The organism is Gemmatimonadaceae bacterium, assembly GCA_020852815.1.
In the GTDB taxonomy this organism is placed as follows: Bacteria; Gemmatimonadota; Gemmatimonadetes; order Gemmatimonadales; family Gemmatimonadaceae; genus SCN-70-22.
Genome location: JADZAN010000019.1, coordinates 24,910 through 37,371 on the forward strand (window position 1 = coordinate 24,910; position 12,462 = coordinate 37,371).

The window sequence follows — 12,462 nt, forward strand, 5'->3', positions numbered from 1 at the left end:
CGCCTAACGACTCGCGCGGATGTCGGCGAAGGCGTCGCGCTTGCGCGCCACGTTGGCCGAGTCGCGCCGCGCCCGCAGCTCGAACACCTCGTCGCGCAGCCGCGCCGCCGCCTCGAAGTCCAGCGCCTCCGCCGCCGACCGCATGTCCTCCTCCAGCCGCGCGATCATCTCGTCCAGCTCGGAGGCGGAATAGTGCGCCCTGGCCTCGGCCACCTTGCGCGCCTTCCCTTCCTTCTCCTCGCGCGCGTCGGCCACGCGGGTGATGAAGCGCACCTCGTCCACCGACTTCACCACGCCGCGAGGGACGATCCCGTGCGCGGCGTTGAACGCGACTTGCATCTGGCGGCGACGCCCCGTCTCCTCGATGCACCGCTTCATGGAGTCGGTGACCCGGTCGGCGTAGAAGATCGCCCGCCCGTGCACGTGCCGCGCCGCGCGCCCCACCGTCTGGATCAGCGAGCGGTCGCTGCGCAGGAAGCCCTCCTGGTCGGCGTCGAGGATCGCCACCAGCGACACCTCCGGCATGTCCAGCCCCTCGCGCAGCAGGTTGATCCCCACCAGCACATCGAACTCGCCCAGCCGCAGCCCGCGCACGATCTCCATGCGCTCGATGGCGTCGATGTCCGCGTGCATGTAGCGCACCCGCACCCCCGTCTGCGCGAGATAGTCGGTGAGGTCCTCCGCCATGCGCTTGGTGAGCGTCGTGACCAGGACGCGCTCCCCCTTCCGTTCGCGCAGCCGGATCTCGTTGAGCAGGTCGTCCACCTGAGCGCGCACCGGACGCACCTCGATCTCCGGGTCGATGAGCCCCGTGGGCCGGATGATCTGCTCGACCACGACGCCTTCCGATAGCTGCAACTCCAGCTCGCTCGGCGTCGCACTCACGAAAAGGGCGCGCGGCGTGAGCGTCAGGAACTCGTCGAACACCAGCGGCCGGTTGTCCAGCGCGCTGGGTAGCCGGAAACCGTAGTCCACCAGCACCTCCTTGCGCGCGCGGTCGCCGTTGTACATCCCCCGCACCTGCGGGAGCGTCACGTGCGACTCGTCGATCACGACGAGGAAGTCCTCCGGGAAGTAGTCGAACAGGCAGGCCGGACGCTCGCCCGCCGCGCGCCCCGTCAGGTGCCGCGAGTAGTTCTCGATCCCCGCGCACGTCCCGATCTCGAGCATCATCTCCAGGTCGAAGTTGGTCCGCGACTCGAGACGCTGCGCCTCCAGCAGCTTCCCCGCGTTGCGCAACACCAGCAGGCGATCGGCCAGTTCGGCGCGGATGGTCTCCGCCGCCTTCACCAGCGTCGGGCGATTCGTGATGAAGTGCTTGGCCGGGTAGATCGCCGCCTTCTCCAGCACCGCGATCGTCTCACCGGTGAGCGCCGAGATCTTGGAGATCCGTTCGATCTCGTCGCCCCAGAGTTCGATGCGCACCCCCTGCTCTTCATAGGCCGGGAGGATGTCGATCGTGTCGCCGCGCACGCGGAACGTCCCGCGCTCGAAGGCCACGTCGTTGCGCGAGTAGAGAATCCCGACCAGGAGACGAAGGATCTGGTCGCGCGCGATCCGCTGCCCGCGCGACAGCGTTACCATCCGCTCCTTGTACTCGACCGGGTCACCCAGGCCGTAGATCGCCGACACGGTCGCCACGATGATCACATCGTCGCGCTCCATCAGCGACGAGGTGGCGCGCAGCCGCAACCGGTCGATGTCCTCGTTGATCGACGCGTCTTTCTCGATGTAGGTGTCGGTCGAGGGGACGTAGGCCTCGGGCTGGTAGTAGTCGTAGTACGAGATGAAGTACTCGACGGCGTTGGTGGGAAAGAACGACTTGAGCTCGCCGTAGAGCTGCGCCGCCAGCGTCTTGTTGTGCGACAGGACGAGCGTCGGCTTCCCGTGCGCCGCGATGACGTTGGCCACCGTCATCGTCTTCCCCGACCCGGTGACGCCGAGCAGCGTCTGGAACCGGTCGCCGCGCTCGAGCCCCGCCGTCAGCTCGTCGATCGCCTTGGGCTGGTCACCCGCCGGAGCAAACGGCGATTCGAGGCGGAAGGCGGCGCGATTCGACATGGGAAGAATGTAGCGCTATCGGTGTTTCTTCGGGAAGACCCGGAACGCCAGACACGCGCTAACCGTCGGTCTGGATGTGCTCCCGCCGCGCCACGTCGGTCACCCCTTTCACCCGCCGCAACGCCTTCAGGATCTTCTGCAGGTGCGAGAGGTTCTCCACCTCGACCACGGCCGCCCCCGTCACCCGCCCGTCGACGCTCTTGAGCTCGAGCGTCCGCATGTCGGTCCCCGTCGTGCTCACGGCGCTGGCGACGTCCGCATACAGCGAGCGACGGTCGAGCCCCTCGATCGCCAGGCGCACCAGGAAACGCTCCCCGGGCTGCTCCTGCCAGTCGATCTCCAGCCGGCGCTCGGGCTCGTGGATGAGCTGGAGGAGGTTGGGGCAGTCGGCGCGATGGATCGAGACGCCGCGGCCGCGCGTGACGTAGCCGACCACCGGGTCGCCGGGGACCGGCTGGCAGCACTGGGCGTAGCGCACCATGAGCCCGTCGGCCCCCTGGATGCGCACCCCCTTGGGCGTCCCGCGCACGCGATCCATCAGCCGTTCGATCGCCGTGGGGCGCGCCGCGTGCTCCGGGGCGTCGAGCTCCGGGTGGAGGAGCTTCAGGACCTGCGTGACGTTGATGTCCCCCTGCCCCACCGAGGCAATCACGTGGTGCGCGTCGTTGAGCCCCAGCGCGTGCGCGATTCCGTCCAGTTGCGACTCTTCCAGCTTGGGGAGGCGGCGGCGCTTCACTTCGCGCTCGAGGATCTCGGCGCCGATCTTGGCCGAACTCTGCTCCTCCTCGTGCCGCAGCCACTGCCGGATCTTGTGGCGCGCGCGTCCCGTGCGGACGTGCGCCAGCCAGTCGCGGTTGGGCTTGGCGTGCGGCGACGTCATGATCTCCACCGTCTCGGAGTTCTTCAGCTCGCGTGACAGCGGGGCGATCTTCCCGTTGACCTTGGCCCCCTGGCAGTGGAGCCCGATCTCGGTGTGCACGCCGAAGGCGAAGTCGATCGGCGTCGCCCCCTTGGGGAGCTGGATCACGTCGCCGGTCGGCGTGAAGACGAAGATCTCGTCCTGGTAGAGGTCGAGCTTGAGGAACTCGAGGAACTCGGCCGGGTCCTTGGCGTCCAGCTGCAACTCGAGGATCTGCCGGAACCACGCCAGGTGGCGATCCAGTTCGTCCTGCGACTTGCTGCTCTCCTTGAAGCGCCAGTGCGCGGCGATCCCGAAGTCGGCCGTGCGGTGCATCTCCCGCGTGCGGATCTGCACCTCGTACAACTGCCGCCCGGGGCCGAAGATCGTCGTGTGCAGCGACTGGTAGCCGTTGCTCTTGGGCTGCGCGATGTAGTCCTTGATGCGCTCCTGCACCGGCGTCCACCCGTCGTGGATCACCCCTAACGCGTGATAGCAGTCGGGGACGGAGTTGACGAGCACGCGGATGGCCAGGAGGTCGAAGATGTCCTCGTACGGGCGCTGCCGCTTCTCCATCTTCTTGTGGATGGACCAGAGGTGCTTGGGGCGTCCCGTCACTTCCACGTCGGCGATCCCCGCCGCGGCCAGCGTCCGCTCCAGCGGCTCCTTGAGCGCCTTGACCAGCGCCTCGCGCTCCCCGCGCTTGGCCGCCACCATCCTGGCCAGCGTGCGGTAGGCGTCGGGCTCGAGGTACTTGAACGCCAGGTCCTCCAGCTCCCACTTCACCTGCGCCATCCCGAAGCGGTGCGCCAGCGGGGCGTACAGGTCCATCGTCTCCTGCGCGATGCGTTCCCGCTTCTCCTCCGGGAGCCAGTCGAGCGTCCGCATGTTGTGCAGGCGATCGGCCAGCTTGATGATGATCACCCGCACGTCCTTGGCGATCGAGACCAGGAGCTTGCGGTAGTTCTCGACCTGCCGGTCTTCCTTCGAGTTGAGCGGGAGGTGCCCGATCTTCGTCAGTCCATCGACGATCTGCGCCACCTCGCGCCCGAACTCCTTCTCGATCTGGCCGACCGTGATCGGCGTGTCCTCGACCACGTCATGGATCAAGCCGCTGGCCACCGTCGCCGTGTCCAGCTGCAAGTCGGCGAGGATCTTCGCCACCTCCACGCAGTGCGACACATACGGATCGCCGTTCTTGCGGAACTGTCCCTCGTGCGCCTTGGCGGAGAACGAGTAGGCGCGATTGAGCAGCGCCAGGTCGAGCCGCTCCGGGACAGCATCTCCGGACGGCCACCATGGCGGCGATTCGCGTACGACGGGTGCGGCGGTCGACGTCACAACAATCCTGCCTCGGCAAAGCTCGTGTAGCGTCCACGTCCCACGATCACGTGGTCGTGAATCGGAATGTCCAGCAATCGCCCCGCCTCGACCAGCTGCTGCGTGACCCGCTGGTCGTCGGGCGACGGGGTCGGGTCCCCGCTCGGGTGGTTGTGCACGAGGATCAGCGCCGCCGCCCGCTCGGCGATCGCCTCCCGGAACACCTCGCGCGGGTGCACGAGCGAGGAGTTCAGGATCCCCCTGGTGATCGTGATGTCACGCTCCACGCGATGCTGCGCGTCGAGCACCGCCACGTGGAACTCCTCCACGGGGAGGTCTTCCAGTCGCGGCCCGAAGAGGCGGTACACATCACGCGGCGTACGGACCGCCATCCCCTCCTGTCGCGTCTCGTGAACCATCCGCCGGCCGAGCTCGAGCGCTGCATGGATCACCACCGCGCGCGCCCGCCCGATCCCGGGCACTCCCGTGAGCATCGCCACCGGTTCGGATGCGATGCGCCGTAGCGACCCGCCCGAGCGCGCCAGGACGTCGTGCGCGACCTCGATCGAACTCTGACCGCCTCGCCCCGTCCCCAGCACGATCGCGAGAAGCTCGATAGCGCTCAGTCGGGTTGCCCCGTGCGACGCGAGCCGCTCGCGCGGCCGCTCCGCCACCGGGAGCTCCTTGATACTTAACGCGCCCGGGGAGAGCTGTCGAGATAAGTGAATGTGAGTGTGTGGTTTTGCGCGCATCTCCGTTCCTTCCGGTGAAAACCGGAAGCTGCGCTCCCCCTCCCGCCCCCACCTCACCACGATCACACCCACTGCATCAAAACAACCACACGCACGCCCTTTGGACGGGGGAAGAAAACGGGCGGCGCCATCGGCGCCGCCCCCCTCGTCTTCCCGTCCCCTCGTCCCCAGCCTTCGCTGGGGCAGGCTTCTCGTCTTCTCGCGTAGCGCGACGCGCTACGCGTTAACCCCATGACACTTCTTGAACTTCTTCCCCGACCCGCACGGACACGGGTCGTTGCGCCCCACGCCGGTGAAGTCGACCTGGCCGGCGGCCGCCCCTCCCGCCATGCTCCCCAGCGAGCGCGTGCGCCCAGCCCCCACTACCAGCGGATCGCCCTTCACGACGGGCTTCTTCTCTCCGCCCCCGTCGGCGCGCGCCGACGCCTGCTCCGGCTCGTCGGCGGGGACGGTCACCTCGGGCTCCGCGTCGACCACGAGCGGCTCGTCGACGATGTCCTCGAGGATCCCGAGCGCGTTGTAGCGCCGCGTGGGGCGTCGCGGCGCCTCCGGCTCCGGTGCCGGCGCCGGCCCCCCGTCGCCCATGAACTCGACCGGATTGAACACGAGCTGCGCCCGCAGGAACCGCTCGGCGAAGGTCGTATGGATGTCGCTCATCAGGTCCACGAACATCGTGTACGCTTCCTGCTTGTACTCGATGAGCGGGTCCTTCTGCCCCCACGAGCGGTAGTGGATCGCCGCGCGCAGCTGGTCCAGGTCGTAGAGGTGGTCCTTCCACTTCTCGTCCAGGACGTTGAGCATGATGAGCGAGTTGAGGCGCGAGGCGAAACCGTTCCCGGCCTCGTCGTGCACCTCGTTCAGCGCCTGCTCCTTGGCCTCGAACGCCGTGCGCACCGCCGCCACCGCCGCCTCCGTCACCCCCTCGACGGTGGTCGGTGTGTCGTCGCCTTCCAGCGCCGGCACCGTCAGCAGGTAGTGCATCAGCAGTTCCTGCCTGACGAGTCCCAGGTCCCAGTGCGTCGCGTCCTCGAAGTCGGCGAGGAGGTCCGTCACGCGCTTCGTGATCGCCTTCTCCACCATCTTGATCGATTCGCCACGCAGCTCCTCGCCGCCGTCGAGTGCAAACGAGCGCAGCGAGTAGATCACCTCGCGCTGCTGGTTCATCACGTCGTCGTAGTCGAGCAGGCGCTTGCGGGCCTGGAAGTTCTGCAGCTCGACGCGCTTTTGCGCCTGCTCGATCGATCGCGTCACCAGCGGGTGCGTCAGCACCTCACCTTCCTGCGCGCCGAGCCGGTCCATCAACCGCGCGATGCGATCGGACTGGAACAGGCGCATCAGGTCGTCTTCCAGCGACAGGAAGAACTGCGACGCTCCCGGATCGCCCTGTCGTCCCGAACGCCCGCGAAGCTGGCGGTCGATGCGGCGCGACTCGTGGCGCTCCGATCCGATGATGTGCAACCCACCGCACTCGGTCACGTCGACCTCGTTCCCGTCCGGATCCTTCACCTTGGACGGGAGCGACTCCTTGACCCCGGCGCCGAGTTTGATGTCCGTTCCGCGGCCGGCCATGTTGGTGGCAATCGTGATCGCCCCCGTCTGTCCGGCGCCGGCGACAATCTCCGCCTCGCGCTGGTGGTACTTGGCGTTCAGGACGTTGTGGGGGAGACCCGCGCGCTTGAACATGCGCGACAGCGTCTCCGACACCTCGACATTCACGGTACCCACGAGGACCGGGAAGCCCAGCTCGTGGAGACGCCGCGTCTCGTCGACGATCGCGTTGAACTTCTCGCGCCGCGTCTTGTAGATCAGGTCCTGCCGGTCGTCGCGCGCGATGTCCCGATTGGTCGGAATGACGGCGACTTCCAGCCCGTAGATCTGGTGGAACTCCCCTTCCTCGGTCTCGGCGGTCCCGGTCATCCCGCCGAGCTTCTCGTACATGCGGAAGTAGTTCTGGATGGTGATGGTGGCGAGCGTCTGCGTCTCCCCCTTCACCTGCACGCCTTCCTTGGCCTCCACCGCCTGGTGCAGCCCCTCCGACCAGCGGCGCCCGGGCATGGTGCGCCCCGTGAACTCGTCGACGATCAGGACCTGTCCTTCCTGCACGACGTAGTTGACGTCCTTCTCGTACAGGGCGTGCGCGCGCAGCAGCTGGTGCACGATGTGGAGCTTCTCGCTCTTGATCGCGTACTCGCCCTCGATGGCGCGGCGCGCCTCGAGCTTCTCCTGCGGCGACATCTCCGTGTCGTGCTCGATCCGGTGGACCTCGGTCGAGATGTCGGGAAGGGCGAACTCGTCGTGATGCGCGGGGCTCAGTTCGTCGATCCCGCTGTCCGTCAGGTGCACCGTGTGCCCCTTCTCGTCCAGCACGAAGTACAGGTCGTTCTCCAGCTCGCGGAACTGCTGCTTGGCCGGCGGCAGCTTGCGGTCGGCCAGGTAGTCGAGCTCCATGCGCTGGACGAGCTGCTTGACCCCCTGCTCGTTCATCGCCTTCATGAGGCGCTTGTTCTTCGGGCTCCCCAGCTGCGACTTGAAGAACTGCAGCGCCGCCGTGTCCTTGTCCCCCTGCTCCAGCGCGCGCTCCCCCTCGCCCACCAGTTGGTTCACGATCTCCGTCTGCCGGCGGAACAGGCGCAACACCGCGTTGTTGTGCTCCGAGAACGCCATGTCGTTGTCGTTCCCGACCGGCCCCGAAATGATGAGCGGCGTGCGCGCCTCGTCGATGAGCACCGAGTCCACTTCGTCGACGATCGCGTACCAGTGCCCACGCTGCACGCGTTGCTCGAGCGAGACCACCATGTTGTCGCGCAGGTAGTCGAACCCGAACTCGTTGTTCGTCCCGTAGGTGATGTCGGCGTTGTAGGCCGCGCGACGGTCGTACGACCCCGGCTCGGTGTCGTCGAGGCATCCCACGGTGAGGCCGAGGTAGCTGTACACGTGCCCCATCCACTGCGAGTCGCGGCGGGCCAGGTACGAGTTCACCGTCACCAGGTGCGCCCCCTTGGCCGGCAGCGCATTGAGGTACATCGGCAGCGTGGCCACCAACGTCTTCCCTTCGCCGGTCGCCATTTCCGCGATCTTCCCCAGGTGCAGCTGGATGCCGCCCATCAGCTGCACGTCGTAGTGCACCATGTCCCAGGTCAGTTCCTGACCCGTCACCTGCACCGTCGTCCCGAGCAGCCGCCGCGCCGCTTCCCGCACCGTGGCAAATGCCTCCGGGAGCAGCTCGTCCAGGACCTCGGCGATCGCCTCGCGCAGCTCCTTCTCCACGCCGCCACGCCCGTCGCCACCGGACAGCTCGAGGTCCAGCTTCTCGCGCTCCGCGGAGTCCTTGGTCGACCGCTTGAGCTCCTTCAGCTCCGCGACCCGCGCCTCCAGCGCATCGGTCCGCTCGGCGAGAATCCCCCGGAACTTGGCGGTCTGTCCCCGCAGCTCCTCCTCGGAGGCCGTCTGCAGGCGGGCGTAGTGCTGGTTGATTTCATCAACGATCGGCTGGATGCGCCTGCGTTCGCGCTCGTGCCGCGTGCCGAAGACCTTCGAGAGGAGTCCCTTGAGCATTGCCGCCTCTATCGATACAGCGCGTGCTCGCGAACGTAGCGCGCCACTGCATCGGGTACGTAGCCATGAAGGGAGCGCCCCTGGCGCGCGCGCTCCCGAATTTCCGTCGACGAAAGATCGACTCGCCGAGTGTCCAGCACGACAGGGGCTGGAAGGTCGTCGCCCGTGATAGCACGGATGGCGCCAGCCACTGCTGCCTTTTCGACAGCCTCCCCGCCCACCGTACGGTGCAGGATCGCGAGGCGCGCCATCGAGGCGATCCGGCGCGGCTCCCGCCACTTGGCGAACGTCGACATGACGTCGGCTCCCAGCAAGACGACAAGGTCGTCCCCGGGATATCTCCCCGAATACGCCTCGACCGTGTCAACCGTGAAAGATAACCCCGGGCGCTCGATTTCGATCGCATCGACCGCGAAGCGCGGGTCGTCACCGACCGCGAGGCGGACCATGGCCAGCCGGTCCGCCGCACTGGCACACGCGACGCCGACCTTCAGCGGCTGCTGGGACGCCGGGATCCAGACCAGGCGGTCGAGCTCGAGCGCCTCGAAGGCGTCGGAGGCGGCGAGCAGGTGCCCAAGGTGCGGCGGATCGAACGACCCGCCGAAGAGCCCGATGCGCACGGGTCAGAGAGAGTCGCGGCGGACCGAGCTGTCGGGCTTGGGTGTCTGGGTGACCGTCTTCGGCACCGCGCCGCAGGTCAGCGAGACATCCTTGTCCCCCGGGTACTTCTGCTGCAGCGTCGCGCAGACCTCCTGCTTGTCGTCGCGATAGCGAATCGCATCGTAGGCGTCGGCCAGGCGCAGGTATGCATCCTTCGACTTCTGGGTCTGCGGGTAGTTCTTCACCACATCCTTGAAGTAGATGATGGCCGAGTCGAAGGCCTTGCGGCGGAAGTAGTACATCCCGCTCTGGTAGTCCTTGTCGGCGAACCACTCCTGCAGCTTGTCGATCGCCGCGTTGGCCTCGTCCTTCTTGTCAGTGTCCGGATAGAGCCCCAGCAGCGACTGGTAGGCGCCCAGCGCCTGCTCGCCGTAGTTCGCGTCGAGCGTCGGACGGCGCCACATCTTCTGGTACTCGCGCGCCGCCTCGTACATCGCGTCATCGGCCAGCGAGTCGGTGGCGAACGACTCCGCCAGCCGGTTGTAGGCCTGCGCGGCGAGGAGGTGCTCCTTGCGCCCGGCATGCGCCTTGGCCAGGTACCAATGCGCGAGGGGGAGCAGCGAATCGCGCGCCGGCAGGTCGAAGGTGAGCTTCTCGAACGCCGTGACCGCGTGATCCCACTTCTTCTTGTTGAACTCCCCCACGGCCGCGTTGAACAGGCTCTCGTTGGTGGAGTAGCGGCTCAGCTTGAACCCGCGGGAGCATGCCGCCGTCGTGGCGAGGGCGAACGCGAGCAGGGTGAACCGGAAGGTGCGCGACAAGTGCATAGCGGGTTAGGTACCCGGCGAAGGGCGTTCGGTTCGCGACAACGGCAGCGTTGCCTCGGTCGCGGAGCCGGGGAAGATAATGCAGGTCGGCTAGGCGTGGGGAAACGACGCACGCCCAGTGCGCACCCCCTGTACGCTCACCACGCGCCGTGGCGGAGAACTACAGCTGAAGCACTCGCCGGAAGTACTCCACCGTGCGGCGCACGCCGTCGCGCAGCTCGATCTTCGGCTCCCAGCCCAGCTTCGTGCGCGCGCGCGTGATGTCCGGCTTGCGCACCTTGGGGTCGTCCACTGGCAGCTCCTTGAAGGCCAGCGGCGACGACGACTGGGTGACCTCGAGGACGATCTCCGCCAGCTGCCGCACCGAGAACTCGTTCGGGTTCCCGATGTTGGTGGGGTTCGCGTCGCCCTGCATGAACAGGCGGTAGATCCCCTCCACCTCGTCCTCCACGTAGCAGAAGGAGCGCGTCTGGCTCCCGTCGCCGTACATCGTGAGCGGTTCGCCCTTGAGCGCCTGCACGATGAAGTTGGAGACCACGCGCCCGTCATGCGGGCGCATGCGCGGACCGTACGTGTTGAAGATCCGGACGATGCGCGTGTCGACGCCGTGCGCCCGGTGATAGGCCATCGTGATCGCCTCGGCAAAGCGCTTGGCCTCGTCGTAGACGCCGCGCGGCCCGATGGGGTTCACGTTCCCCCAGTAGCTCTCGGGCTGCGGATGCACCAGCGGGTCGCCGTACACCTCGGAGGTGGAGGCCAGGAAGAAGCGCGCCCCCTTGGCCTTGGCGAGTCCCAGCGCGTTGTGCGTGCCTAACGCCCCCACCTTGAGCGTGGCGATGGGGTGCTCCAGGTAGTCGATCGGGCTGGCCGGCGAGGCAAAGTGCAGGACCCCGTCCAGCGGTCCGGCAACGTACGTGTAGGTCGAGATGTTGTGGCGGACGAACTCGAAGCGCTCGTGACCCGTCAGGTGCGCGATGTTGTCGGGGTTGCCGGTGATGAAGTTGTCCAGCCCCACCACCGAGTGTCCGTCACGCAGGAAGCGGTCGGTGAGGTGCGAGCCGAGGAAGCCGGCGGCGCCGGTGATCAGGACTCGCATCAGCGCTGCCGCCCCACCGAGGTGTACGTGAAGCCCAGGGCGCGCATCTTGGTCGGCTCATAGAGGTTGCGGCCGTCGATCACGATGGCTCGACGCATCGTCGTCCTGATCCGGTTGAAGTCGGGATGACGATACTCGTTCCAGTCGGTGACCACCACCAGCGCATCCGCCTCCACCAGCGCCTCGTAGTTGGTCTCGGCGTAGCCTATCCGGTCGCCCAGGCGACGGCGCGCCTCCGCCATCGCCGCCGGGTCGTGCGCCACCACCGTCGCCCCAGACGCCAGCAGGCGCTCGATCAGCACCAGCGACGGCGACTCGCGCATGTCATCGGTGTTGGCCTTGAACGCGAGCCCCCAAACGGCTACGCGCAGCCCCGTCACGTCTCCGCCAGCCGCCGCCTGCAACTTCTCGAACAGTCGCTCCTTCTGCCGATCGTTGGCCGCCTCCACGGCGTCCAGCACGCGCAGCGGCACGCCATACTCCCGGGCGGTGCGCAGGAGCGCCTTCACGTCCTTGGGGAAGCACGAACCGCCGTAGCCTGGCCCCGGAAAGAGGAACGAGGGACCGATGCGCGCGTCGGAGCCGATCCCCTTTCGCACCAGGTCCACTTCGGCGCCCACGCGCTCGCACAGGTTCGCGATCTCGTTCATGAACGAAATGCGCGTGGCCAGCATGGCGTTGGCCGCGTACTTCGTCATCTCCGCCGAGGCGATGTCCATGAAGATGATCGGCTTGCCGGTGCGCACGAACGGCGCGTACAGCTCCGCCATCACGCTGCGCGCCTGGTCCGACTCGACGCCCAGCACCACGCGGTCGGGCTTGAGGAAGTCGTCGACCGCCGCCCCTTCCTTCAGGAACTCCGGGTTCGAGCACATGTGGAAGGGATGCCGCGCATGCTTCGCGACCGCCGCCTGCACCTTCACCGCCGTCCCCACCGGCACGGTCGACTTGGTCACGACGATCAGCTCGCGCGTCATGCGCTGCCCGATCAACTCCGCCACGTCGAGGACGTGTCGCAAGTCGGCGGAGCCATCCTCGTCAGGCGGTGTCCCCACCGCGATGAAGACCACCTCTGCGGTCTCGATGGCGCCGCCCACGTCGGTCGTGAAGTGCAGGCGCCCCTGCTTCTGGTTGCGCTCCACCACCTGTTCCAGCCCAGGCTCGTAGATCGGGATCTCGCTGCGCGTGAGCGCCTCGATCTTCCCCGCGTCCACGTCGGCGCAGAACACGTCGTTCCCCGTCTCCGCCAGGCACGCCCCCACCACCAGCCCCACGTAACCCGACCCGACTACCGTAATGTGCACGAGCACCTCGATGGACTAGTGATTCCATGCAGGCGGGAGACGGAGGCCG

8 protein-coding genes are annotated in these 12,462 nt (G+C 67.3%); all 8 read right to left on the minus strand.

What is annotated here, in order from left to right; translation table 11 throughout:
• Window positions 1-3: 3 nt before the first annotated feature.
• On the minus strand, window positions 4-2,061 hold the full coding sequence (uvrB, locus tag IT359_11050; protein MCC6929517.1) for an excinuclease ABC subunit UvrB: 2,058 nt from the start codon (window positions 2,059-2,061) through the stop codon (window positions 4-6).
• A 58-nt stretch (window positions 2,062-2,119) separates the two neighbouring features.
• On the minus strand, window positions 2,120-4,300 hold the full coding sequence (locus IT359_11055; protein ID MCC6929518.1) for a bifunctional (p)ppGpp synthetase/guanosine-3',5'-bis(diphosphate) 3'-pyrophosphohydrolase: 2,181 nt from the start codon (window positions 4,298-4,300) through the stop codon (window positions 2,120-2,122).
• The gene (gene radC, locus IT359_11060; protein MCC6929519.1) at window positions 4,297-4,953 is read right to left on the minus strand and encodes a DNA repair protein RadC; all 657 of its coding nucleotides are present in this window, start codon (window positions 4,951-4,953) and stop codon (window positions 4,297-4,299) included. Before radC ends, IT359_11055 begins: the two co-directional genes overlap by 4 nt.
• A gap of 294 nt (window positions 4,954-5,247) precedes the next feature.
• Complete coding sequence (gene secA / locus IT359_11065) at window positions 5,248-8,586, minus strand: preprotein translocase subunit SecA (GenBank protein MCC6929520.1); 3,339 nt, start codon at window positions 8,584-8,586, stop codon at window positions 5,248-5,250.
• An 8-nt stretch (window positions 8,587-8,594) separates the two neighbouring features.
• The gene (gene nadD, locus IT359_11070; protein MCC6929521.1) at window positions 8,595-9,206 is read right to left on the minus strand and encodes a nicotinate (nicotinamide) nucleotide adenylyltransferase; all 612 of its coding nucleotides are present in this window, start codon (window positions 9,204-9,206) and stop codon (window positions 8,595-8,597) included.
• Window positions 9,207-9,209: 3 nt separating this feature from the next.
• Window positions 9,210-10,013, minus strand: a complete 804-nt coding sequence (gene bamD / locus IT359_11075; protein ID MCC6929522.1) for an outer membrane protein assembly factor BamD — start codon at window positions 10,011-10,013, stop codon at window positions 9,210-9,212.
• Between the two features lie 160 nt (window positions 10,014-10,173).
• Entirely contained in the window at window positions 10,174-11,109 is a 936-nt protein-coding gene (locus IT359_11080; GenBank protein ID MCC6929523.1) for an SDR family oxidoreductase, read from the minus strand.
• A complete protein-coding gene (locus IT359_11085; GenBank protein MCC6929524.1) occupies window positions 11,109-12,413 on the minus strand; it encodes a UDP-glucose/GDP-mannose dehydrogenase family protein in 1,305 nt (434 codons plus the stop codon). Before IT359_11085 ends, IT359_11080 begins: the two co-directional genes overlap by 1 nt.
• Between the last annotated feature and the right edge of the window lie 49 nt (window positions 12,414-12,462).